A 25,596-nucleotide genomic window follows, 5' to 3' on the forward strand; every position below is an offset into this window, starting at 1 on the left:
GTCCCCCACTCCAGAATTAATCAGCGCTTCGTGAAGCTATACACTCCACCTCAGCTTTGGCATCAAGTGCCAGGCCGCTCGCTGCAAAAGCACTCCTCGCAGGTTTCTTTCCGTTGAAGTACTGGAGGTAGACTTCGTTCGCCGCTGGCCAATCATCAATATCAGCGAGCATCAAAGTACACTTAACCACATCGTCAAAATCCAGGTTTTTGCTTTCAAGAACTTGGCCAATATTCTTCATTGTTTGATGCATCTGAGCTTCCAGACTTTCACCTGCCAAGGTTAAAGTTGAAGGGTGATTACCGATCTGCCCAGATAACCAAATGGTTCCATTCACCTCACGTGAAGAAGAGAAAGGCAACTGTGGATCGTCGCCAATAAAAATAAAACGACCGTTCTTAACCACATGAGCTATCGACTGGCTATTTTCGATATTCTTTTCGGGACTTTCTGAAAGTACAACAATATTTGCTTTCTTTCCCTCTTCAATACTACCAACAGAACCTTCTATCCCTATCACTTTCGCAGCATTTATAGTTGCAGCTTGAATTGCCTCGAAAGGTGTCATACCGATTTCATCTACGAGCAGCTTAAGCTCATGATGAATCATCGGTGTAGTGTCATTTTCAAGGTCACTAAATGCATCCGTACCAGCAGCAATAGTGATGCCGTTTTGATAGGCAAATTGTGTCATTTGTGTACTGAGCTGATCAAGTTGCCTGTACTTTTCGTTTAAGGTATTCCTTCTTTCAAATACTGTAAGTGTCGCATCTAAAATTGTACCGCTCTCTTTCATTGCATCAAAAAGGTCTAAATAGCTATCCTTTTGCAGCATTTTTTCCCAGGTTGAATCATCGAACTCAGCAGTTTTTCTGCGCCACGCTTTGAAGTTATCAACTAGCTGAGCAGACATATCTGAGGCATGTGAAATAGTCTCAACACCAGCATTGACAATATCCAAAGGTTTGGAGGGGCCTATATAAGCATGCGACCAGACTTTTAAACCATGTTTCTTGGCTGCACTCGCGAGTAATGGCACCGTCTCGGCCTCAACATCAGCATATATCTTGATGCCTGTCGCACCAGCGCCTATGGCCTGAAGCATTATTGAATCCATATCTGAATTTTGATCTACCGCTCTCATCCATGTTGTGTGGCCTGGAGTACGCCCTTTAGCTGAGGCAATGGTTCTCGGGTCCGAGAAGAAGGATTCTCCACCAATAATGACTGAAAAGTAGATGTCTGGCGAAGCGATGGAGTCGACCTCTGCTTGACGTTTTAAGTAGGCCAACGCTCGTGCATCACCGCCCATATCTCTCACAGATGTGACACCACCACGAAGCAGGTATCGAAGTCGCTCAGTAGTGATAGACAAATTATCCCAGCTATCCGGATCTGTCGCATGGTGGACATGCGCATCTATCAGGCCAGGGATTACAAACTTCCCTTTTAAATCGACAACACTGGCCCCCCTCACCTTGGAGAGCTTTTTAGTTGAAGAAATTCTCTTGATCTTATCGCTTTCGATAAGAATCGACTGGTTTTCATCAACTTTAAGCGCTTTAACGTCCACTATATTGGCGTTAATGAGCAAAACTTGCTCTAGCTTTCCATCCTCTGCTGATACAACGCCGCTGGTAGCAATGTATAGAGCCGCCAGAATAAAAATTTGTTTTATTTTCATGTACTTATCTAATATGAGACCGTGGGACTTTTAATCTACTAGCAAAATTTTGCGTCATTTAGGATGCACTTTAAATGTATCTTGGGTTTATAGTGTATAAACTATTTGTTTATTATGTTTGTCTGTATACTCCAGCTAATGCCCACAGTAAGAAGAGAAGCGGATTAGCCATCAGGGGAGTCAATGAACAAGTTACACGCCCTTGAGGCATACTGTTTAGTGTGTGAAAAGCAAAACTTTGCAGCTACTGCTCGCGAGCTCGGCATTTCAGCAGCAATGGTCGGTAAGTACATTAAGCAGTTAGAAGAGGAGCTGGGCTGCCTATTGGTGATGCGCAATACACGCAAAGTATCCATAACCGAAGCGGGCGAAAATTACTATAAACAGGTTTCACCAATACTAAAAAAACTCCACTCCGTCGACCAGGCGATGTCAGAATACAATCAAGAGCCTAGAGGCAGACTATCGATATCGACTAGCATAGAGCTAGGCAGTCAATATTTTTCAGGACTGATTGCCAATTACCGTAGTCTATACCCTCAGGTATTCTTGGATTTTCATCTCAGCAATGACCCACTCGATTTACTCGATAATAAAATCGATCTCGTTTTTAGAATCGCACCAGAATTGCCAGACTCTAGCTATATCGTCCAATCTATCGCAAAAACTAAGCTAGCACTCTGGGCAAGTGACTCTTACATAGAGAAGAATGGGCTCCCTGAAAGTATAGAGTCATTAAAGAAGCATCAATTACTCTTCTTTAACCACAGTATTCGAGGGGATCATTGGCTATTTCAAGACAAAAAAGAAACAAAAAAAATCAAACTTCCCTGGGCCTGGCAATCTAACAATGGGAGGCTATTAAATGAGGCAGCTGCTGAAGGACAAGGAATAATCCAAGCCCCTTTTTACTCTGTCAAATCTTATGTCGACTCTGGCCAGCTCACTGAGATTCTACCTAGATTCACAATAAAGCCACTAACTATTTTTGCGCTCTACCCTCATCGCTGCGAACTTTCCCTGAAGGTTAAAACCTTTATAGATGTGGCTAAGAGCTATTTTGAGCAAAATCATTCCGAGCAGTTCTGATTCAATGGATGTATTCAAACGTACTTTCTCAAATCTAGGCCCTGGTATCATTTGGGCTGCAAGCAGTATTGGCATATCTCATATCGTGCAGTCTACTCGCGCAGGTGCAGATTACGCTTTCGCTTTGATTGATTTTATTTTCCTGGCTCATTTAGTCAAATACCCTTTTTTCAAAATCGGTCCAGAGTACGCTGCTGTCACCGGCGAGAGTTTATTGGAAGGCTATAAAAAACACAGTCGACTTGGTTTTTATAGTTATATGGCTCTCACATTTCTAACAATGTTCTTTGTTCAAGCTGCGGTTACGATCGTCACAGCTGCTTTAGCCCTCAATTTATTTGGCGATATCTTAAATGTTTCAGAATGGTCTGCCATCATTTTGGTCATTACATGTGCAATATTGATTGCTGGCCAATTTAAATGGCTAAATGAAAGCTTAAAGTGGATGGTCCTCATTCTGGCTATTGCCAGCTTGATCACTCTCATTGCCGCAATAAGTCAATATGGGCTTCTTCCCTCTAAATCCTATTTAACAGCTGATATAGCACCAGCTGTGAGCATCGCATTTGTTGTAGCCTTAGTCGGCTGGATGCCAACTTCAATTGAAGTTTCTGTTTGGCACTCTATTTGGTCGGAGCGAAGGATAAAGGAGAGACCGGATAGAGAGTTTGCCAAGAAATCTCTCGTATTTGACTTTAAGGTTGGTTATTTCACCAGCTTGATATTAGCTATTGTATTTGTATGGCTAGGCGCATTAGTAATGTTTGGGAAAGATATTGAACTATCTCAATCTGCAGGCATATTTGCTGGTCAGCTAATCAATATTTATACCGAATCTCTAGGTGACTGGAGCCATTTAACAATCAGTATTATCTGCTTTATCGCGCTTTTCTCAACTACCTTTGCAGTCTCCGATGGGTTTCCTCAAGTTTGGCGAAGTGCCTTGAGATCATCGAATAGTATCAAGATCCCCGAAAACAGAGTATACGTATCCACTCTTATTATACTAAGCCTCATAAGCTGGTTTATTATTTCCCTATTTGCCAACCAGCTTAAGAACTTAATCGACTTTGTAACTACTCTATCTTTCGTTTGTGCTCCAATCTTTGCTTTACTCAACATTCTTGTTATGAACGGGAAATGGGTACCAAGAGAACATCACTTAAAGGGATGGTACTTAGTTTACACTTATGCCTGCCTGTGCCTAATGATAGGTTTTAGCTTTTACTTTATTTATTGGCGCTTCTTGAGTAACTAACTATTCCTGTGCAACATCAGCCAGCTTGAAAAGTCTATAGATAATAAGCTCAGGGATGAGCGCAACATATAAGGCCATCTAAAGCTTAGACATCAGTCACTCGTCAACTTAAGCTTTTCTAGCACTTTACTGATAAGAGTACTCCCTTTGAATTGAAAAATTCACAAAATGACACCGTGGAGGGGCCTAGTCACTTGTTAAATTCCATTTTGTCCATGCTCGCTATACTTCTCAAGCCAGCCATCCTCAGAATAGAGTTCACCACTCAAACCATCTGACTGATTGGCTGCAATTTGGCCATTTACTGCTATGCTAATACCTTCTTTCTCTTCTTCGATAGCAAATAGGAAACCATGAATTCCAGAATTTACACATTCTGTAAGTAGCTTTCTTATTACTATTTTTTGTTCTTCAGTGAACTCACTAAGCTTTGATATTAGCTCCTTTAACTCTGGAGATTTGAGATTTCCTGCCTCTAAGTCAAGATATCGATTTAATGATCTATCCCATAACTCTTGAGAGATAATCTTTCCAAATTTTTCTAAATTATTCATAAATCTCTTAAAGACATTCCACTCTCTTCTAAACAGCACTCAGAACCTGTAGAGGCAATCTCAGTCGAGAACGTAGCTTTTTTGGCCGACAAAGATTTAAGCAAGTCGGCAACACAAGCTATCGATAACTCGCTATTAATAAAATCAAGCAGGCAATAAAAATAGGGAAGAATAGCAAACCAAAAATTGCCGAACGCCTGAAATTTTCTATCCTTTGCTCATCCATTGCTTCAATTTCTTCGCTGCTGAAATCAGTACCGCAAATATGGCAATCAAATCTACGCTCCTCGTGTGCAGCTCGACAGTGAGGGCAACTCGCAGTCCGTTTTTCATACAGCCATTGGACTTGATCCAGTAAATGAAACATAAGCTGAATCCCAGTATTGAAACACTATAAGTGATAGCAGTTTGTTCAATAGCACAATCTAAATATCACACTTTCCCATAACTTAAAAGTTAGTCAGCCCGATGACTCCCAGAAGTTAGCAAATAGAGGGATTCCCAAGTCTCTTGCAGCTTGGCATTTGCTTTTTCCTATTCTGCGACCCCGTACCCCATTCCTCCATCAAACTTAACTTATCAGTCTTTCCCAATCAGGAATACTCACCTACGCTCAAATTTCAATAGGAAACAAATAGCTTGATCCCAAAGAGCACTACCGGCGCACGTATAACAGTTTGAGAGCATGCCTCAGTCAAGACAATAGAGATGAAAAGAAGTCACGTTAGGCATTGGCATCCCCAAACCCCTCCGTGTCCAAAGAAAAGGGATCTATGTTCATATCAGAATCGACCAAATATTAGACAACTGGACGTTAAAGGCAAGTTCCCCAAGAGAGGAGGCCCTAGCCAAACCCTCTCTGATGAAATTAAACTTTGCTTGGTAACAAGATACGATCACTGTACCAAAAACTGCACAGTCTTGTCGGTCATGCATTAATGCTTACTCAGACATTACTTTTGTATAAACCTGGAGCATCGATTGAACTAGGTTTGATGTTAATTCCTTTGATTAATAACCATAGCCCAAATGTGATTTCAAAAAACGCGCCTGGAAGCATGAAGTGTTTCAGTATTTGGGGCGGCTCGAGTAACAAAATATTTGAAAACCCATAAACCACCATCGACATATAAGTGAAAGCCCCCCAAAGAACCAACCACCTAGGCACGTAATTTGAAACGTAAAATAAGTACATGAAAATAGTCGCGCCTATGCCCATTATGATTAAAAGAACATCCCACATCGAACCACTCATATTCACAAATATACTCGCTAACGCATGTAGCTGCTCTTCTTGAAATACATTCGAATATTCCTGGTTTCTTAAAACTACTATAACCGTCAATGTAATAATTGTTGCTACAAAGCCAAGAAGCCCTTCTCCAAACCTAAAAAGCAATGCCAAAAAAGCAACATTTTTGTTAATAGTTTTTGTAACCAAATACTGCGCCCAAGATGCCCAAATAACGGCGATAAACATGGCTATATCTATAATCTGAGCGAACCTGAACCTCACCTCTGTCTCAGCAAAAGCCGCAAAATCGTATATTCCTTTCTTGATAAGTAATGAATTGAGCATCCCTAAAACGATATAAATTAAGTATGCGGCACCTAATTGCTTCGCATATAAGCTAAGTGATGATTGTGTATTATCCATCAGTAATTATCCTTTGGCTCTCGCATACGACGAAAGACTTAATCTTTATTTCAGGTGCGAAGCAGGCGCCACCTGAATATAGTTGTTAGAGTTCTTGCTGCAGTGTGTCAATACTGCTTAAAAATGACGTTAGCTGAGTTGCGGAATCCTTTAATGACTCGGCTACGGCAGCGATCTCTGCCTTCTTTATGGTTTCATTGAAATTAGTATCACCGAGTTCTTTGCGGGCAGAGAACTCGTTACTTGACACAACCGTAAATGGCACTATACCTGACCGAACATCAAGTAAGACTACTTCCACTGAACAGTATGCCTTTGTTTCATTCGGATCAATAAACTTATACTTCTCAAAAGTACGGCAACTTGAACGGTAGGCTAATAGTAAATCAGCTTGGTAGCGTGCAGCAGCTTCTCGAAGATAAGGCACTGTACGTTGCTCTGGAACGAGCATGCTTGGTAAGAATGAAGCATCGTAAACCCTTTCAGACTCTCTCAACTGCCCTACAAAGTCCCTAGCAATAGTTTCGTTTAGTTGCGTAAAATCATTAGAGTAATGGCGCCAGTAGCTGTCACTGGACAACTTGAGTATTGCAATTCTATTCTGTGCAGGAAGCTTTAGCTCATAGTTGAGGATGCGGTCTATGTCTATATCCCCTAACGATTCACCAGTGGAGCCAAATAGAGGCTCATTATTCGCTTCATTACCCCCAGTCTTATAGTAATCGCTTGGTCGGTGAGATGTAGCTACAGTAGCGCAACCTGTAACAAGTATCGCAATTATAACTATCAAGTACTTTGTCATTTGTAATCCTTAGGTGGCAATTATTAACTCTTAATAGTTAATTCAAGTACAGCATCTATATATCACGCTTCTCTAGAATTCCAAAGCTAGCCCAGTGAGATAAAATCAAGAGGAGCAAAGAATAGCCTTTAACTGGTACAAATGTTCAGCACAAAATACAGATTGAGACATCCATAATCCTGAGACCACCCTACTTTATATCTTATGATGACGCTCCACGAATCAAGGAAAGATTCGTCCTATCCAAGAAACAACGGTAGCTGCGCTTATATTCTGATGATAAAACCACCTAAAAGACATCTTTTAGCACTTCAAATATGAGTTCCTTCCCTATTCCGTAACCAAGAGTCACTTACTAAGCCACCCCATTAAGATTATCTCATATACCAGATTTGGAGGCTGCTATTCAGTAAACCCGATATCATAAAAAAACAATAGAACTACAATCTATCGTTTTATAGTTTTATTATAAACTTACAGAAAAGCTGTTCTTTTTCTCACCTCGTGACTGCCGTTAGATTTGGTTAAGTCAATTACGGCGAGCATATCTTCTCCATCATCATCCATTCCGACCTCAACAAAGCCGAAACTAGAATAAAAAGCTTTTGCAACGGGATTATTAGGGTTATAACAAATTTCAATCTCTTGAAGTCCCGGAACGTCCCGAATTTCTCCTAAAGCAAGATCCAGAGCTATGCGACCAATACCTTTTTGTTGGTAATTTTGATCAATCATAAACCGCCAGATTGAGATTTTTTCTAAGCTTTCTTGTACCCACATTAGAAATCCAACGGCTTCATTATCCAAGTAAATAGCACGAGTTTCATAGCCTTCGTTAAACATCGATTCAACTAGTGACCACATATTGCAGGCAACGTAATCTTCTTGATCCGGTGCAACATCAAGATCACATACTGCTTCATAATTCTGTTTGGTAATCTGACGAAGTGATACTTCCATGGTCTAACCTTAAAGATCTAATAATCAATCGACAAGTAACACCTATATATCACACTTCTCTATATTTCCTAAGCTTATCAGCCTGATCGGAAAAAAAGAGACAAATGATAAAGAAGCTACCGTTAGGTGGCACTAACAATCAAAGTAAGATGTAGAGCAGCGTCTATTGAATTTTGATATTCATATCGTAGCGTAATCAACGAAACAGCTTTTACCCATATTTTTGAGGCGTTTTAGTCCCCCCTCTAATCCACACCAGTAAACCCAGCTACTCCGTTTCCAGTGGATGGATGCCAATTAAAGATCGGCATCCACGCTTCACCACCCTCATCAAACGGATAGAATCTTACTGCATATATAAATGAAGTATTAAGGGAACAGCCTCACCAAAGGAGGCCTAGTACAGCTTTTTCTTAAGAGGTTTAACTTTATGCGATAACAAGTAACAACGACCTTCGATTATTTCGCTCTCGCACAGATCAGATCCGCCAAGGCCTCATCTGAATTTTCTTGCTGGAGAGTCACTCCCGCATGTATAAAGCTTCAATAGTACTTTCCCCCAAAGAGTTAGCCTTAACTATATAGCCAGTTAGTGCCCCTGATGCATCGCTTGGTATATCTAGTTTCTTTGATAGCGCAAAAACCGTAAACTGATACCGATGCGCACCATGCCCTTTCGGTGGGCAAGCACCACCAAAACCTCTTACTCCATAATCATTTACTATTTGTACACTACCCTGTGGAGTGCGATTTTGTTCTGAGTTTCCTGCGCCAGCTTCCAGTGAACTTATACTTTTGGGAATATTTACAATTTGCCAATGCCACCAACCACTGCCTGTTGGTGCATCAGGATCATATGCAAAAACAGCAAAAGCCTCTGTCCCCTTTGGGGAATTTGCCCAAGATAATTGGGGTGAAATATTATTACCAGTGCAACCGAACCCCTGGAATTCTTGCTCTTTACTCATATACTTTCCAGTATCAATATCATTACTCGAGAGCAAAAATGATTCTGCAGAGGCTACGCCGGATATAAGCACTGTAAATACGGTACATTTAAACTTACTAATTAAGCTAAACATATTTCCTCCAAACATATTCAAAGTGATTACTCATCATAAGGGCATTATGTTCAGAGTAACATATCAAAAACAGGCAAACTTTCGCCTCAAACGTTCACTCGTGTTTTTCTCAGCTCTATAGGAGTTATACCAAAAGATCTTTTAAACTTATCTGAAAATCTAGACTGGGATTTATAGCCACATCTTTCTGATATACGGCCTACTGGCTCAAAAGTCGTTTGAAGTAAGTGCAGTCCTAAGCCAAGCCTGATATCATCTACAATGACTTTAATGCTCGTGCCTTCGCTATTTAACTTTCTTCTTAGTGTTGATTCACTCATTGACAATTTTGAAGCCAATATATCCACTCTTAAATCCGCGGCTGGATTTTCACTGATAATTCTATATAATTTTTGGCTTACACTTGTCGGTTCAAAAACAGAAGCTACTTCCTGGTATCCCAAATAGAGTAATGTTTGTAATATTTCCTGTCTTCGAATATGCCACAGATCAAAAGGAACGAAAGAACTCCATTCCATAAACTGATGAAGGGCTAACTCTAAAGTAGAATCTATATCTCCCGTAAAATATTTTTCTTCTTTGTTTCTTGCAGGTGTTAATCTATCGAAATCATTGTATTCAAACTCAATAAGCAATGCGAAGTATTCTGAATCACCTGGGATATTTCGCATATCAATTTTAGGGCTATTAGATAAAAATATAAACTCTCCTGTTGAGCAACTCTTTTGCCTGCCACCACCCACCTCTTTGCATCCATCAAGCACACATATCAAGGTCGGATTAACAATAGGAACACTAAAAATATTTTGTTCTCTATATGAGGAATATACTGAAAAAGGTAAGTTCTTACTCTCCTTTAGTATCTGCTTTGCTAATTGCTTAAGTTCATGCATAAGTTGATTGAGCGCCTAATAGTAAATTCAAAAGCAGAGTTTATATAGCACGATTATCAATAATTACAAAATATGCCTACCCAATCGCACACAATAAAATCGTCCGGATCGCAACCATCAAAAACGCCTTAGTAGCGATTTCGAAATGGGACCTCCCTATTCTCCGCTTACCATCTTCCAGGTACACCTATTGCATACGTACCAAGCTTGCCTGTCAAGGCAAGCCCAATTGTATGCTGGAGCAGCATCCGGTATCGAATACTTTGGTACAAAGCAGCGAACTAGTAAAAGCTGAAGAGTCGGTACAAATGTATCTGTCATAGAACAGAAAGTGAATAGAGATCAAGTAATAGTATACACCACGCCCCACAATTCCCTACTGGTCCAAAGTGAAGAGATCTGCGAGTGCACAAGATGAGACCAAAAAATAGCCAACACGAGACATCTATGGACAGATGTCATATATAAGGATGTAGTCGAGACCAGGCTAGATACTAAGCATTGCTAGACACAACTGTCCAGGTACAGGATCCCCTTTCTATCAGTAGAAAAGATTAAATAGCTCACTCCAGCCTCAAAATCATATTTGCAAGAGCAAATATTACCAGAAGTAACTAGCTTCTTACCTGCGATTTTTCCCTTTATTGACTCTTCAACATCGAACAAAGTGACTACTTCTGAAACATGTCCGCCCTTACCACTACCCTCAGCGATTACTTCTTTTCCAATACTCTCAGCGCTACCTATAAAAATTATTCTGCTTCTATCAACAACAAACTCTATTTCAGAAGTACCTCTTTCACGTGAAACTGCCTTGTCATGGAATGATGTCCAACAACTCGTAGAATAGGCATCAAGTGAAATTGCCAAAGCGAATAAAGCTAGTATATATTTTATGTATTATTACTTTAACCTTAAGTAAGCTGTATGACTGACGTTAGCAACAATAAACTAAAAGGATTACTCATAAAATTTACCACGTTTGAGAAATATATTTAAAGCATGCTTTGACTCAAATAGCAGATCACACCACTCTTGAGAGGACGGTTTCGAATCTGGCTGAACTCTCTCCCAGAATTTATTTACAACTAATAAAGATTCAATTTCTTCTCTCACAAATACCTCTTTATCAAATTGAATTATTGAATTATTGAATTATTGAATTATTGAATTATTGAATTATTGAATTATTGAATTATTGAATTATTGAATTATTGAATTATTGAATTAGCATCAAACCAACCACCCCAGAATTCAAGGTTGGCAATTGCAACATCAGATCTAAATTCATCTGAGAAAAGCTCTAGAACTTCGATGATCCTATTCCTAACTCTTTTCTCTATACAATTCTTCTCTTCAGGTTTCATATTTGAGATATCTTATTCTCGCCTTATGCATAACGTCGCGCTAGACGACAGAAGCTAAGCCGACTTGAACTCCTTTTTATATTTTTGTACTCATTAAGTATTCTGGGTGACCAGTATGCTCATCTCTTTGTTCTTTTACTACTTTAAATTCTTGAGACAAGTAAAACTGATAGCTAGAAACGTTCTCTTTGTAAACAGAAAGTATCAGCCTATCTCTTTTTGACTTTGCATGGTTAAGGAGCTGTTTGCCTACTCCTCTTCCCTGTAGAGAGGGAGAGACAAATATAGCTGCAAGCGTATCGCCACTAAGTGAGTAAAAGCCTATTGCTTTACTTTCCATCTCATAAACATATGTCTCCGATGTAGGAATGTAAACATCTCTCATATCACTTAACTGTGCCTCCCAGAAATCTGAAGGTATGAAATCATGAGCTTGAATAGAAGCTTGCAACCAAATATCCAATATAGTAGGCAGATCGTTACAGTTATATAACCTAATCATTTTGATAAATTCTCAGTAAATTCGATAATATTGCTTTTATTTCAACAACAATCTCAGTAAGGATAGTCGCATGAGTGAGTTTTCTATTTAACAATGCTCTTTAAATAGCCCTGCCATCTAGTGATTTATAAAAATGCATAAAAGCCCCTGAGGGGCACTTCGCAAAATTGATGAGTTTGTATTTTGATGAAATTTCACCACTTTCGAACAGTCGCTTTCCTTCTCCAACAACTACTGGAAACGTCCAAAGCCTAAGCTCATCTACCAAGTTATGCTTTAGAAGTGACTGCACCAACTGCCAACTTCCATGAACTTGTAGTAAAGGCCCATTAATTTTCTTAATTTTGGTTATCTCGACGACCGCATCTGCCCCCTTTAGCTTGAATGAATTATTCCATGTGAGATCATCACTACCTGATGTTACGACATACTTTTTTGCTTGATTAAGTTTGTCTGCAGCTGGATTTCCAGGTTTGGCATTTGAAAAACTTGTGGCAAATAAATTGTACGTATTACGTCCTAATAGCAGATCATAAGGTTCCGCCATGGCCTCCCTTCCGACTTGCTCCATGACTTCATCCCAATAATCCTTGGCCCAGCCTCCATGACTAAAGCCACCTGAAAAATCTTCCTCAGGCAAACTCGGTGCTTGCATTACTCCGTCAAGTGTTTGAAATACTAATATGGCTAAGTTTCTCATTGGTTGATTCTCGCGAAAGAGATGAATAATTTGTGCCGAATAACGCCAATCTCAGCTATATAGGCACGAATATGCCGGAAGCGAGTATAGCGCTGGATTATAAAACCACTTACAACTTGAAAAAGAAACACGGCAAGCATTTACCATACATGAGTTCAATAGCGACATGAATCACAAACACAAGTAGTAACGCAGCGATAGCTTACCTTATACAGCTAATGTCTTAAGCCAGAGTACATTTATGCTGCACCTTGCTTTTGTTTATTAGGCCAGTTCTTTGAAAGGAAGCGAAATACAAATACTGCACCTATAAAATTGATTATACTAGCAATCAAAATACCAATCTCATCATCTACGCTCTCAGAACAGTTCTCGAAGCAACCTCCATATGAAAATGCGAACAAAGCAGAACAAGCGGCAACTGTGACACTTAAATAAACACCAACCGAAAAACGGGCGAATTTAGAGAGTTTTGACAATCCCTTCAGCCCTATCGGAGCAAAAAGCGTAGCTAACAGCAACGCTCCTAAAGACGGGAAATATATATACGAAATTATGTGGTCTAGAAATTCCTTATTCATGCGGTCCTCTTACAACTATTAACTAAAAAGCAGTATCTATATACCATGCCTACCTATAATTCTAAAGCTTCTCGTCCCTACAGTAAAAAGAATGAAAGGTAAAGGAATCGTATTAAGTTGGCACCTATGTTTACCAACAAAAAAACTATTCCTCTCCAATTTTTACACATGCCCACTCTTTACTTTGAGAGTAAACAAGTAAGATACATATCTTTCTTAAGGAGCTAAAGCAGACCTCCCCTATGGATGTTAAAATTAAGTAAGAACAAGTTATGTGTACCACTCAGCCGTACTAACTTGGAAAGCGGCTGGGATTAAAAACCAAAAAAATGGAGGAATCCATATCAACCGACTGTTAACCAAGCTTCAGAAACACAAACCCTTATGATTTCCTACCTGAGGTTCGCACGATCTCATCGCTTCCATCAATCCAGTTCAGCATACCATTAATCGAGAGGAACAATGAAAACTCCACTTCTATTTCTTCACTATAAATGACAGCCCCCTAACCCAATGTATGGTATATAAAATAGAAAGTAAATATTATAAATGCAAGAGAAGCATCAACTACTTTTAGTTCTAACCGACTCTCTTCCCAGGTAACTTTTTAACCAAAAAATTTAAAAGGAATTGAGTTTTATATTGTATTTTAAATACGACAACTGATGAGAAAATTGCTACCAAAATGGCACCTAGTATATCTAAAGGATAGTGAACACCAACAAAAACTCTGGATAAGCCACTAACAACACTCAACAGGCACAAAACAGCACCGATTACCCTAGTTGATTTGTTAAATAGAAGCACTATAGCTATCGAAAAAATAAACGTAGTATGGTCTGAAGGAAATGAAGAGTCCGGCGCATGTTCTACTAATTGCGTACCGAGATTATTCACAAATGGACGAGAATGATAATAAAAAATAGAAATAATATAGCTCATTAACATACCGAGTAACACAGACAACCCGCAATTCAGGCTGGACCTTTTTCTTTCTATACTTGGATCAAACCATAGATAGAGCATCACGAGCATAAAAATATAAGGCATGACCTCTGCTGCAGCTATTAAAACAGTATCTAAAATTGCACTTTTTCCTGCAAATTGATTAATAAGAACAAAAGTTGTTTCGTTGAATTTTTCCATTTAACAACCTCTGAACTCCTTCAAAATCTTAATATTAAGCCTTTATCCAGGCGAAACAATGTGTACCCAGCATGGTACAAACGGTAGTTTTGGGCTGGAATTCATTAGTGTATGTAGCCAGCTGCTTTTATACTTGGAAGACATAGTACTGTAACAGACTTTAGTCTTTGTAGTGCTCTAGTTGCTCAATAGATTCAATCCATCCCTTATCATAGTTCAGGAGTCGACATACACCATAATTCCCCCAAACAGGAAGAATATAATTAACACTAATATTTTAAATTGGAAGCTCATTACTCATATCTATTTACCCTCAAGGTAGCAGTGTAGAGAATTTTCTACTTTTACTTATCAAGCGCTATTCTTTAACAATTTAGCACTGGAACATATGTACTTTCGCTGACTTTAAATTCGATTGGCGGGATTGTAACTTCTTCACCATTTACAAATAGAGGCGGCAGTTTTACCGTAAAATACTCCAGATTTTCAGGAGATATTACTACCTCAGGTCCCCAGAACCCATAAGACTCATCAGATGGTATTTGATATGGCTGTTGAAAAAATGGCAGCTCAACTTGGGATTCACTACCATCAAGAAAAGTGATAGTAGCTACAGCACTTGAGAATGAGATCTCGATATGTTGGGATTTGCGTTCGGCGATTAAGCTCTCTTTAGTCTTCTTTTCTTGCTCTGAGGGAAATAATGACCAAGTGCCATTTGGCTCAGGATGTCTATACAAGACAGGCCTTACATAGGCAATTAACTTTGTACCTTCTGGGTGACGCTTTGTAGGTTGTTTGGCCAAGACTCTAAATATCAGCCAATCGTAATCAGGAAGACTGAACTCTAGTACTTTTTCAGCCCCATAACATGCCGGGTTTTCGGTGCTGTGCCATCCTATTGGAGCACTCGGTTTTAAGTATGGCCCGGTACTACAACCAGCTAAAATAAAAGCAGCACAAGAAAGTAGATTTATTCGCTTGATACTCAAATACACTCCGATGTATAACAGTTAATCCATCAGAAACTTATATATCACGCTTTTATCTAGTTTCATAGCTCATTAGTCGAATTACACAAAAAGTTCTGAGAATTAAAAGCCCGCTGTAACTGATACGGATGTTCAAGTCAAACATTGGACAAGACCCGCTATAATTCTACCCTTTCCTTTTTCTATATTTTTTAGAGATTCTAGTTTAGGTTAACGAGCTATTGAAATAGCTGCTATACATAATAAAGTATAGCCACCAATACTGCTTCCACTCTCCTCCCTCGGGTGATTAAGCACTTTATCCGCTGCCCCTTTCATATCATCTATTTCCGCGCCCACCTACTCCGCCCCAAAGAGCTAGTTTACCTACAAATTGTAACAAATCTCTCAGTCGCAGAGCTGGAACTGAAAAGAAGCCATACGTTGTTTCTGGAGAATTTACTCGGAAAGCTATCTAATGAGCTGCGGTGAAAAAAGCCATGAAGTTATCGGAAGGGTTCGCTTCAAGTCTATTTGGAATGGATCTAACAAAGCGATGCTCCACCAAAACCACTTTAACCGATGGAGTTGTTTTTGAATAAGACACCTTGAGGTTTATGGTGTTGAATGTTAGCAAAACTCGCCGGGCGTTTGTGCTACTAAATGTCCATCTCAACCGGCGGTTCTGCTGACATAGGCCATACCAGTCCAGTTCTTGTTACTAGGAGCAATAATACAAAAGACATCTCCAATGCGAGAAATATACCAATAGGGTGATTGGGAACCCCACGTATCATTAGGTAGAACAAATAGCTCGTAGTAAGCAAATTTACCGCGAGAGTAACGTTGAGGGCATAGCGACGTTCTTGCCAGAGTGGCTTACAAAGCAGGAGGTTCAACACCGCCGTGCCGGCGAGCATCACACCGGGTAACATCAACAACAAACGACGGAATAAACCGATACCATCGCTGGTTACCAACGGCCAGATGGCAACAAAGTGGCCCTGGGCTCCAAGGAAGAGAAACAGCCCCAGAACCACAGTGCCACAGGCGGCAAGGCGATAAAGTGCATTGCGTTGCAAAGCAGGCTTTGATCTAGAAGCCGACATCACGCTCCCCCACTGTGGCTAGGCCACATTCGTAGGCAAATACGACTGCCTGCGCACGATCGCGCACCTCCAATTTTGACAGCATACTGGAAACGTGGGTTTTCACGGTAGCAGGGCCAATAAATAGGGTCTCAGCAATCTCTGCATTACTCTTGCCTGCGGCGATGGCTTCCAGTACTTCACGCTCCCGGGTGGTCAGGCGCTCCAGCCGCTTTGCCAGGTTGCGCCCAGTTCCCAGTTTCTGTGCGAACTGGCTTATCAAGCGTTGGGTGATGCCCGGTGCAAGCATGGCACCGCCCTCTGCTACGGTGCGCACTGCCTGTACCAGCGCCTCTGGGGGAATGTCCTTGAGCACAAAGCCACTGGCGCCAGCCCGCAGCGCACGAAACACGTATTCATCAGGATCGAACGTGGTCAAAATAATGACACGGCAAGTTGCATCACTAGCTTCCAGGATGCGCGCTGTGGATTCCAGCCCGTCCATCTCCGGCATACGGATATCCATTAGGATGATATCCGGCTGGTACACTCGCGCGGCTTCAATCGCCTCGACGCCGGTACCGGCCTCGGCGACCACCTCGATATCGGGCTGGTTATCCAGAATCAGGGCAAAACCGCGTCGCACCAAAGCCTGGTCGTCCACTACCATCACTCGCAACATTATGTTTTCACCATTCCTGTAGGTAGTTGTGCATATAACTCAAAACCGCCACCATCGACTACACCCGCATACAGATAGCCACCGAGCAGTTCCGCGCGCTCGCGCATTCCCGCGATGCCGTGCCCACCGCCTGGCTGCCCATCAATAGCTATTTCCCTCATGGGCCGCTCGCCGTGAGTATTTCCATCATCGCGCACTCGAATTGTGAGAGTGCCGTGATCTGCGCGCACACTCACTTGCACTCGCGCTGCAGCACCGACGTGCTTGATGACATTGGTGAGGGATTCCTGAACGATGCGATAGGCGGCGAGCGCGACGCTGGTTGGCACTTTCTCCAGTGCACCGTTGGCCTCATAGTCAACCTGGGTTAACACCTGTCGGACCTTTTCAATCAGATCTGGCAAATCGCCGAGTTCTGGTTGCGGAGTGAGCGCAGTGTCGTTATTAGTCGGTCGCAGTACACCGAGTAAATGACGCATTTCTGCCATGGCCTGACGGCCAGCCGCCTCTACAGAAGCCATAGCCTCATTGGCAGCTTGCGGGTTATTGCGGCTGATAGCTCTGGCGGCACCGGCCTGCACAGTCATAAGACTCACTTGGTGCGCCACCACATCATGCATCTCACGGGCGATTCGAGTGCGCTCGGCTACAACTGCGCGCTCGGATTCGGCATTGCGCTCGCGCTCCAAATACTTGGCCCTCTCTTCCAACAAGCGCAGATATTCGCCGCGAAAGCGCAGCCGGCGGCCGATATACCACAGCGCCCATACCAGCATCACCGTTACTGTGCCTGCCGCAGTTGGCTGAACCGGAATACCCTGGTCAAGCGCCACAAAAACCAGCGTCGTGATAACGCCAAAAAAGCTAGCCCGGGTATTGGCCTCGTAACGACCGAGGCTATACAGCGAAATCGCCATAGCCACGATGCCATCTGCCGGCAAACCCAGCTCCAGCAATATTGTTGCGCCGAGAATAACGGCCTGTACCTGCCAAGGGTGGGTGCGACGCCACAACAGAGCGAAAGAGCCAACGAATGCACACTGGAAAGCAATAACATCCCACAGGCTCTGCATGGATAGCACTTCGGTGGAGCCGTTGCGCGACCACATCAAAAGCGTCAACAAGAACATAAGCAACGCAATAAACAGGTCGGTCAGGTGCGGCCATAGCTCAAACGGCCCACGTAAGGGCCGCCACATAGGGAGCTTGGGCAGTTCCGTGCTGGCATTGGGCGGATTCGGCGCAGACGTACTTAGGGACGAAGATTTCATTTCCGCATGCTAAACCAGGGACAGCCAGCTGTCATGGGACTTTCGGGGGAGACGGATGCGGCAAACTCTCCACCTTTTGGGGGAGTTCGATTCCTGCCTGCGACCGATGTGCATAGGTCTGAAAAAGCAGAACATGCTCGGCAAGCACACTCAGACCCAATGCGGACCATAATCGCCTGGAGAACCCCATGAACGACGCTGCACTCAGCCAACCACTACCGCAACCATTCGACACCCGGCGGGCAGTTAACCTGTCGGTAAAAACCTGGTTCTGCATCGCGGCTATCGGCCATGCGATCTTCTTCGCCTATATCCTGGCCGTCTTCTACCCACCCATTGCCGAATCAGGAGTGCACGGCTTGAAAGGGCTGCACCTACCGGCAGGCTTCCGCGAGGGAGATATATTAGGCAACCTGGCTTCGGTGAGCCACGTGCTATTGGCCGCGATTGTCATCGGCGGTGGTCCACTTCAGCTAATCCCTTCTGTGCGGCGCCATGCCCCTAACTTGCACCGTTGGCTGGGACGCAGCTATCTGCTGACCGCTGTCATCGCGAGTATTGCGGGGCTCTACATGACCTGGACGCGGCACACCTTTGGCAACCTGGTGTCGCAGATCAGCATTACAATGGACGGCATACTGATTCTGTTATTTGCCTTTCTGGCAGTGCAGACTGCGATGGCCAGACGCATTGCTGAGCACCGCCGCTGGGCCTTGCGCCTTTTTATGGCAGCAAGTGCAGTGTGGTTTTTTCGTGTAGCCTTGATGGGCTGGGCAATGCTAACCGGCGGCTGGGGGATTGACTGGAAATCCTTTACCGGGCCTTTCCTATATGCACTGGGCTTCGGCCAATACCTGCTCCCACTGGCCATGCTGGAATGGTATTTTCACTGTCAAAAGCGTGGAGCCGCACAGGGTACCCAGATTGCGTTTGTCAGTACATTAATGCCGCTGACCGTGTTTATGGCCATTGGTATTTTTGCTGCTACGATGGGAATGTGGCTGCCACGGATCTAAGGCTACTAGAGCTGGTTATCGTGAACTTCTTATGCTGATTTGACTTTAGAGGTTCACGACTTGGAAATCCCGCTCTGAGCGAAGAGTTAGAAACTAGAGTACTATATTAATTTTGGCACTATGCATTTGTGTGATCCGAGGAGTTACCTCGTACTGATAGCTCGGCACCCACCTTCCCCTATTCTACACCCACAAGCTATTTTAGATGCCTGTTAGCCTGGCTCTCACTTCCATAAGTGCGAACCCTAAAAGATTAAGGCCTTTCCAATCGTTAGGATTTTCTGACGCAGAATTATCTTGGGCCAGACCAATGCCCCATATTTTATCTACTGGACTAGCCTCAACTAATACTCTGTCTTCTGTATTAAGCAAAAATTGCTTTAGCTCAGAATTTTGAGAGAACTTGGCCAGATTAGCATTTACCACAATCTCAAATCGTTTCTCATTCCATATTTCTTGCTGGAACCCAAGTACCCCGCGACCAATTGCCTTAGCCTCTCCAGGAGTGCCCGCAAGGAGAACTTTCTTGCACGCACTGTCGTCACCAAATAACTTCGCCTTATGGTACATCATGTAATGCTCTGCAGTGATAAATCTATTTCCATCTTCTACGAACTTTGACTCATACCACTGACTAAAACAGCTCTTTGATACTTGACTTCCTTTTTCCTGGTGCCCCCAGAAAAAGATATACTTCACCCTATTGCCTTGATTTACAAAATCAACAAGTTCATCTCTAGTTGTGATCTTCACATTTACTGCCATATGCTTAATGTAATACTGTTCTTAACTGTATTTTACTGAGCCACTCACAGAGTGGCTCAAGTGTTGGAGATTTTTCATTAAATTATCGTAGACGCCATGCATTGAGCCCTGTAGGAATTTAAGGTCGTGAAAATATTTGAATTCCAAGATCTAAGTCTATTTATGTAACTCCATTGAGCCTTAATGACGATTCCGTTAGGAGAGATCGTCATTAAGTTATTATAAAGCTAACGAGATTCTAATTGTTGTTGCTGAGCGCGCTCAACATAGTCTTGATATGCAGGAATTGAAACCGCAGCTAAGATTCCAATTACAGGTATTACTACAAAGAAGAGTATAAGCACTAAAACTAATGCAGAACCTCCACTTTTATGCCCATATTTATCTAACCACTTCTCGTCAGACGTGCATAAGAACACAATTCCTTCGATAAAGGAGATTAGTCCTGGAATTCCCGTCCAGCAGAATAGAAGATAGAACAATCCCCACCACTGCCCTAGATAGAATCGATGAATACCAAAGCCACCTAAGAATATAGCCAGCAACCCTGCAGCCACTTTTCCTTTGCCGCCTACCTGCTGAGCCGCACCGCAACTTGGGCAAGAGGGTGCCGTTCTTGAAATCTGGGACCCGCAGTCTCTACAAAATACTAGGTTTCGTTCAAGCTCAGATGTGGGCTGTTCATAGATATTTCCGTCCACATTAATACTCCTTAATCTACTTCCAAAATATAACAGTTCACTCACAAGTAGCGACTATATATCACGGTTCCCTATAATTCTAAAGCCTACCAAACTGTCCTCCTCCGCACCTCCAGTTTATTCAGTCCACAAGAACCAACTCCCCAGGCATTCTTCAAAGAATGAATACTCATATCCAGAGTTTCAGTGATAAACAACTAGATTTTTCTTCCTAAAAGCGAATGGCAATCAAGTCAAGATAGGCATTCATACCCTCAATTCTCACATCTCCCACGAAGGAAGGAACTACACGGAATGAAAGCGGGTAGTCGACTATCCAAAGCATCAAGCCGAATAGAGGGCCAAACTCTAAGGAAGCGCCACTACCCTTTTAGGTAGCAGCATATAAGTGTATTTACCGTACTCACTCCACCATCATCAGCATAACGTACATTATGTCGCAGACCCGTTGAAAGCCAAACAAGTGGCTAAATCGAGATTTATATCCTGGTTAGATGGTCCTACCTGCATGATATAAGTCGATCGCCAGCTGTCTTATCTCAGCTGACATTACAATCTCCTCTCGCCAATTAACTGGAATGTTGGAGTACCCATAAAAAGCACCCGCCATCTGCCCGCAAATAGCCGCAGTTGTATCTGCATCATTACCGAGATTTGCAGCCAAAAGGATACACTCGCGAAAACTTTTTCCATGATAAAAGCACCAAGCAGCCGCAATCAAACTCTCTATCACATATCCACTGCCATTTATCTCTTTATAGCCAAGTGCGGAGAAATCCTTGTTGGTTAGTGATCGAAGTTCCTCGCAATAATCAGTTGGATCTAACCCATCAAAAACTTCATCTTTACTTCCCGCTCTAAAAGCTCGATAAATCAATAGTGAAAGCATCCGGCAAGAGCTTATGCAAAGATAAGACCCATGTGTTGTCCTTGAGCTTTCTCCAGCATATTTGATACAAAGCTCTTCGCTCTTACTGAAGAAAATAGGTATTGGTGCCAACCTCATTAGCGATCCATTTCCAGATGACCGTATATCTATACTTCCAGAAAATGGGTCTCTAGTTTGAAGGTATTGCTCTAAGGACTTGGATACGGTAATTCCGATATCAAAACATCGTCCGTTACTACTCATATACCCGTATTGATACCAATTACAGTAGCGATTCATTTGGTCTTCTGGATCAAAGTCGAGTTTGCTTAAGAGGCTATGAGCAAGGCAAAGAGCCATAGATGTGTCATCTGTCCATTCTCCACGTTGTAGCCTAAAAGGGCCGCCTCCAACCATATCTTTAATTGGCTCGAACGTACCTCGTACCTCAAACTCCAGCGTAGTACCTACAGCATCTACGCAAGCTAACCCTACGAGAGATCCAATAATTCTATCTTCCAACTTAAATATTACCTCAATCCTTGTTTGCCAACGCTGTGATAACTACAGCTATTCTGTCATCGTAACTGTGAGACGATAGCGAAGTCATATACATCTAACACATGAAAAATCCAGCAAGTGAACTGCCTTCTTGTCAAGAACCTCCAGAAAAACCGCTAGCTTTCCTCATGTTCAGATTCCTTTCCACCCCACTCACCTTTAACAACATGATGATACCCTACTTCAGAAAAGCTTGTTAACAAATGAATACCAGGCTCTACAGCCAGGCTTGCAGATTATAACTTTTTACAGGTTGATAGCCTCTGTTCCGAACAAGAAAATCTTCTAGGTATATCCTATCAAAAGACACACATATCTCATTACTGTGGACTTAAGCTCTTATGGTATAGATGCCACTACGGATAGAATGAAAAAGCACTTAATGAGTTGGTATAAATACAAATTTTGGGTGATATTAACGTCATATATCACTATAAGATATCTAGAAAGAAACTCAAAAGCATGTAACGGTAGTCGGCTTGTCACCAATAGGCCCCAATTTCAAGCTTAGGATTTTTTCAATACTCAGCAAGTAAATTAATTAGTAACGAATACTATTCAGCTCCTCCATTAATATCCAACATTTTATAAAACAATTTTGAGTTCTTATAAGCTTCCTTAACTGATAATAATCAGTAAATATTGGCTAGCTATATAAAGTAATCTTACGCTCCTACCAAGTATGGTTAGTTAGCTAACCAAATTGTCGAGGGCTATCTATTTGGCGTAATCACTATGGTCAAGTATCAATTCGCTTGCCCTGGCGTGTAAGTAAGCTAATATGTTTTAGTTATCTGGATATCGTATCTTTTGTTTTAAACATCTCGCTAGCTCGTGGTAATCCAGCATGCGCACGAACCCAAATGGTTCATTTGGGATGAGGAATGAATGAATTACTGTCATGCAAAGCATCGCTTTCATTATCTTTGCTTGTTAATAAAGAGATGTCTACTATACCGACTGTTATCGGTGAAACCTCAACCCCTCCAGAATTTACAAAAGTACAGTAACAATGACTGATTCAGCTATTCAATTAGATCTTGCTCATATACAACACAGAAATATAAACAATATGTAACTATATGAAAAATAGAGGCCATCCAAGGTCAGGCGCAAAAAACACCCTACTGGAGCGTAAAGATGCTTACAAAATCCTCTCCTCTAATTAAAAAAATACTTGTCGGCAATCCCGGATGGGAGTGGTTACCTATTTTAATTACGCGAGTATCACTGGGATTATTTTTTTCAGTATCAGGATACAACAAGCTATTTATCCCTGAGAGGCATGCAGATCTTATAAACTTAATGAATGAAATAGGAGTTCCCTTTCATGAATTTATGGCATTTTTTTTAGCTTCTGTGGAGTTCTTCGGAGGGTTACTTTTAATGGTAGGCCTACTGTCAACACTTGTCGCCGCCATCCTGTCTTTTGTAATGATTGTTGCCATTACTACCGTTGAAATAGAAAGTGTCATCCCTAAAGATATTGGACCATTAGATTGGATGAGCTGGTTTCTTTATTTACCTCAAGTTTTATATATTATTTTATTCATATGGCTAATAATTACGGGCCCTGGAAAATTCAGTTTAGACACTCTAATCGCAAGTAAATTAGGAATTAACAGGATTAAGTAAAAATGGAATGACACCTAAGAAAAGACACTTTGCGTTGAGGTATTATCACTATATTTATACCTAATAGTAACATGCCAATAGAGCAGTAAATGCGCAATCTAATTCACCATACGGTAAACTTACAGAACCTCAATGCTAGTAAAGTAGGTAAAGATCTTACTTCCATATACTCAGGATGAATTGCATAGACACACTCTATCCAGTAAGTTGCTAAAACAAAGATAATACCTACCAACGTCCCCACTCTAGATAAAAAACTCCAATATCGTTATGTTCAATAAAATTCTCTTTTCCCGACAACTATTGGATTTGGTCTAAACTAACCCAGATCAGAGTTAGCTCCCCTTAACAACCAGATAGTAAAGGCGCAATTTGCTTTGGGTGAGGTAAACTCATTAAGGCTTACCATAGCGCTCAAGGGATATGAGATGGAAAATCAGCCCTCCGTAAAAAGTACTCGATTTTGGTTATGGATTTCGATTCTTATTTTTGCTGCCTCCAACGCGGTCGTTGCGAAAATTGGGGAGCTAGGTGCCAGCCACCCCATTAATGGAAACAACCCTATCTCTTTTTGCAACCTCTTGTTCGCTGGAAATCTCTTGGCGGGTATCACCCTTTTAATTATCTATAGAAAAGATTGGCGCCTCAGCATCTTAAAGCAGTATCCTTTCAAAGACTGGTTTTACATGTTCGTGCTTATTTTGATGTCTGGAGTTCTTGCCCCCGCTTTCTTCTTTATTGCTCTGATGCTCACAGAAGTGACCAATGTCGTTTTAATTGCAACTCTAGATGCTCCCTTGGGGCTTTTGTTCGCTTATCTGATGTTCCGGGAGAGGCCTACCGTGTTCTCAATAGTGGGCGCCCTTGTGGTAACGGTTGGTGTTATTGCAATTTTTGCCCTACACCAACCCCCGATGGACGATCCAATGAGTATGAAAATGCTTAATCTTGGAAATCCAGCCATGAACCAATTTCTTCAAGACCTCCCCAAAGCTGGAGAAATTTTAACCGCTTTAGCCACACTCTTAGGGGTCATTGCAGTTCAGGCAAGCCGGAAACTGCTGGATCGCGTCCCTATTGGCGTGTTCTCAGTTTTTCGTATGCTTGCAGGGGTGATACTGTTTTCGATTATTGTCCTCTCTGTATTTGGCCCCCACCACTTTGACGACCTTTTCTCTCCTTTCCTCTGGGTATGGATGCTTGTATACGGAGCAATCATTATTGTCTTTGGGCAGATCACCTGGTTTAAAGGACTCCAAGGAGGGGCGAGCTCTGCTGATATCTCTATCGCGACAGCCATTACCCCCGTAGCCGGTACTTTCTTCGCATTTCTTATCCTGCAAGAGGTTCCCAACTTCGCTCAAATCATTGGGGGTATCATTATTATGTCCGGAATAGGTATCTCATTACTCGGCCAATATCGCGAGCAAAAAGCCATCGAAATGAAGTATGAAAAGCCATGCTCTTTTAAAGGGGTATAGAGCTTAGTAGATGAAACAGATACTAAAGTGAAGACATAGGTGACGATGTAGGCTTTGCATGGCTAGGTAGTGGACTTTGCGAAAGCTCAAAGCTATCGCCTTTATTGAGAGAAATCTCTGTTCGCATGGAGCTATAGCTAATAAATATTGGTGAATAATTTCTCATACAAGGAGGCTGACTTACCTAAGGTTGGACTTCTAAATTAGCCAATTCTGACTATAAGGCAAAAGCCCAAACTATAATTTAAGACGATAAATACTCACATATACCAATTCAATCCT

26 protein-coding genes are annotated in these 25,596 nt (G+C 41.9%); 5 read left to right on the forward strand and 21 right to left on the reverse strand.

All coding sequences use genetic code 11. The features are described 5' to 3' along the window. Positions 1-16: 16 nt before the first annotated feature. A complete protein-coding gene (locus tag ACJJIL_RS11570) occupies positions 17-1,684 on the reverse strand; it encodes an amidohydrolase family protein (protein WP_445359755.1) in 1,668 nt (555 codons plus the stop codon). Between the two features lie 183 nt (positions 1,685-1,867). Here ACJJIL_RS11570 and ACJJIL_RS11575 point away from each other — a divergent pair, with 183 nt between their 5' ends. Next, the gene (locus ACJJIL_RS11575) at positions 1,868-2,773 is read left to right on the forward strand and encodes a LysR family transcriptional regulator (protein WP_445359756.1); all 906 of its coding nucleotides are present in this window, start codon (positions 1,868-1,870) and stop codon (positions 2,771-2,773) included. After that, a complete protein-coding gene (locus ACJJIL_RS11580) occupies positions 2,745-4,031 on the forward strand; it encodes an NRAMP family divalent metal transporter (RefSeq protein ID WP_445359757.1) in 1,287 nt (428 codons plus the stop codon). The genes ACJJIL_RS11575 and ACJJIL_RS11580 overlap by 29 nt, the downstream gene beginning before the upstream one ends. A gap of 197 nt (positions 4,032-4,228) precedes the next feature. Here the strand turns inward: ACJJIL_RS11580 and ACJJIL_RS11585 are convergent, their stop codons facing one another. From ACJJIL_RS11585 to ACJJIL_RS11665, 17 genes are all read right to left on the reverse strand, one after another. Further along, positions 4,229-4,585, reverse strand: coding sequence for a hypothetical protein (locus ACJJIL_RS11585; RefSeq protein WP_444905459.1), 357 nt, complete (start codon positions 4,583-4,585; stop codon positions 4,229-4,231). Positions 4,586-4,703: 118 nt separating this feature from the next. Then, a complete protein-coding gene (locus ACJJIL_RS11590) occupies positions 4,704-4,952 on the reverse strand; it encodes a hypothetical protein (RefSeq protein ID WP_445359758.1) in 249 nt (82 codons plus the stop codon). Positions 4,953-5,531: 579 nt separating this feature from the next. Beyond that, positions 5,532-6,242 (reverse strand): DUF4386 domain-containing protein, encoded by a 711-nt coding sequence (locus tag ACJJIL_RS11595; protein ID WP_445359759.1) that lies wholly within the window; start codon positions 6,240-6,242, stop codon positions 5,532-5,534. An 85-nt stretch (positions 6,243-6,327) separates the two neighbouring features. After that, positions 6,328-7,044 (reverse strand): hypothetical protein, encoded by a 717-nt coding sequence (locus tag ACJJIL_RS11600; protein ID WP_445359760.1) that lies wholly within the window; start codon positions 7,042-7,044, stop codon positions 6,328-6,330. A 474-nt stretch (positions 7,045-7,518) separates the two neighbouring features. Next, on the reverse strand, positions 7,519-8,004 hold the full coding sequence (locus ACJJIL_RS11605; RefSeq protein ID WP_445359761.1) for a GNAT family N-acetyltransferase: 486 nt from the start codon (positions 8,002-8,004) through the stop codon (positions 7,519-7,521). A 521-nt stretch (positions 8,005-8,525) separates the two neighbouring features. Continuing rightward, positions 8,526-9,086, reverse strand: coding sequence for a YbhB/YbcL family Raf kinase inhibitor-like protein (locus ACJJIL_RS11610; protein WP_445359762.1), 561 nt, complete (start codon positions 9,084-9,086; stop codon positions 8,526-8,528). Between the two features lie 86 nt (positions 9,087-9,172). Further along, positions 9,173-9,979 carry a helix-turn-helix transcriptional regulator gene (locus tag ACJJIL_RS11615; protein WP_445359763.1) on the reverse strand — a complete coding sequence of 269 codons (807 nt, stop codon included), beginning with the start codon at positions 9,977-9,979 and terminating at the stop codon, positions 9,173-9,175. A gap of 504 nt (positions 9,980-10,483) precedes the next feature. Then, a complete protein-coding gene (locus ACJJIL_RS11620; RefSeq protein ID WP_445359764.1) occupies positions 10,484-10,849 on the reverse strand; it encodes a hypothetical protein in 366 nt (121 codons plus the stop codon). Between the two features lie 341 nt (positions 10,850-11,190). Continuing rightward, positions 11,191-11,346 carry a hypothetical protein gene (locus ACJJIL_RS11625; RefSeq protein WP_445359765.1) on the reverse strand — a complete coding sequence of 52 codons (156 nt, stop codon included), beginning with the start codon at positions 11,344-11,346 and terminating at the stop codon, positions 11,191-11,193. A gap of 76 nt (positions 11,347-11,422) precedes the next feature. Then, positions 11,423-11,848 carry an N-acetyltransferase gene (locus ACJJIL_RS11630; protein WP_445359766.1) on the reverse strand — a complete coding sequence of 142 codons (426 nt, stop codon included), beginning with the start codon at positions 11,846-11,848 and terminating at the stop codon, positions 11,423-11,425. Positions 11,849-11,948: 100 nt separating this feature from the next. Then, positions 11,949-12,548, reverse strand: a complete 600-nt coding sequence (locus tag ACJJIL_RS11635; RefSeq protein ID WP_445359767.1) for a dihydrofolate reductase family protein — start codon at positions 12,546-12,548, stop codon at positions 11,949-11,951. Positions 12,549-12,787: 239 nt separating this feature from the next. After that, positions 12,788-13,129, reverse strand: coding sequence for a hypothetical protein (locus ACJJIL_RS11640; RefSeq protein WP_445359768.1), 342 nt, complete (start codon positions 13,127-13,129; stop codon positions 12,788-12,790). Positions 13,130-13,708: 579 nt separating this feature from the next. Then, positions 13,709-14,275, reverse strand: coding sequence for an undecaprenyl-diphosphatase (locus ACJJIL_RS11645; RefSeq protein WP_444912894.1), 567 nt, complete (start codon positions 14,273-14,275; stop codon positions 13,709-13,711). Between the two features lie 365 nt (positions 14,276-14,640). After that, complete coding sequence (locus ACJJIL_RS11650) at positions 14,641-15,267, reverse strand: hypothetical protein (RefSeq protein WP_444905470.1); 627 nt, start codon at positions 15,265-15,267, stop codon at positions 14,641-14,643. Positions 15,268-15,905: 638 nt separating this feature from the next. After that, positions 15,906-16,355, reverse strand: coding sequence for a hypothetical protein (locus ACJJIL_RS11655; RefSeq protein ID WP_444913589.1), 450 nt, complete (start codon positions 16,353-16,355; stop codon positions 15,906-15,908). Next, positions 16,342-17,016 (reverse strand): response regulator, encoded by a 675-nt coding sequence (locus ACJJIL_RS11660; RefSeq protein WP_444905472.1) that lies wholly within the window; start codon positions 17,014-17,016, stop codon positions 16,342-16,344. Before ACJJIL_RS11660 ends, ACJJIL_RS11655 begins: the two co-directional genes overlap by 14 nt. Further along, the gene (locus ACJJIL_RS11665; RefSeq protein ID WP_445359769.1) at positions 17,016-18,287 is read right to left on the reverse strand and encodes a sensor histidine kinase; all 1,272 of its coding nucleotides are present in this window, start codon (positions 18,285-18,287) and stop codon (positions 17,016-17,018) included. Before ACJJIL_RS11665 ends, ACJJIL_RS11660 begins: the two co-directional genes overlap by 1 nt. A 188-nt stretch (positions 18,288-18,475) precedes the next feature. On the opposite strand from ACJJIL_RS11665, the gene ACJJIL_RS11670 reads away from it, so the two are divergent. Continuing rightward, positions 18,476-19,303, forward strand: coding sequence for a DUF2306 domain-containing protein (locus tag ACJJIL_RS11670; protein ID WP_445359770.1), 828 nt, complete (start codon positions 18,476-18,478; stop codon positions 19,301-19,303). 201 nt (positions 19,304-19,504) lie between these two features. Here the strand turns inward: ACJJIL_RS11670 and ybiA are convergent, their stop codons facing one another. From ybiA to ACJJIL_RS11685, 3 genes are all read right to left on the reverse strand, one after another. Beyond that, the gene (ybiA, locus tag ACJJIL_RS11675; protein WP_444912890.1) at positions 19,505-20,056 is read right to left on the reverse strand and encodes a riboflavin biosynthesis intermediates N-glycosidase; all 552 of its coding nucleotides are present in this window, start codon (positions 20,054-20,056) and stop codon (positions 19,505-19,507) included. 239 nt (positions 20,057-20,295) lie between these two features. Further along, positions 20,296-20,769: an NINE protein gene (locus tag ACJJIL_RS11680; protein WP_445359771.1), complete on the reverse strand. Its 474-nt coding sequence runs from the start codon at positions 20,767-20,769 to the stop codon at positions 20,296-20,298. Positions 20,770-21,259: 490 nt separating this feature from the next. After that, positions 21,260-22,159: an ADP-ribosylglycohydrolase family protein gene (locus ACJJIL_RS11685; RefSeq protein WP_445359772.1), complete on the reverse strand. Its 900-nt coding sequence runs from the start codon at positions 22,157-22,159 to the stop codon at positions 21,260-21,262. A 1,179-nt stretch (positions 22,160-23,338) separates the two neighbouring features. On the opposite strand from ACJJIL_RS11685, the gene ACJJIL_RS11690 reads away from it, so the two are divergent. Together ACJJIL_RS11690 and ACJJIL_RS11695 are read left to right on the forward strand one after the other, a co-directional pair. Then, positions 23,339-23,833: a DoxX family protein gene (locus ACJJIL_RS11690; RefSeq protein WP_445359773.1), complete on the forward strand. Its 495-nt coding sequence runs from the start codon at positions 23,339-23,341 to the stop codon at positions 23,831-23,833. A gap of 428 nt (positions 23,834-24,261) precedes the next feature. Beyond that, positions 24,262-25,314, forward strand: a complete 1,053-nt coding sequence (locus ACJJIL_RS11695) for a DMT family transporter (protein ID WP_413665550.1) — start codon at positions 24,262-24,264, stop codon at positions 25,312-25,314. The last annotated feature ends 282 nt before the right edge of the window (positions 25,315-25,596 follow it).

This window comes from Microbulbifer maximicatervae (SeqCode), from assembly GCF_052468095.1.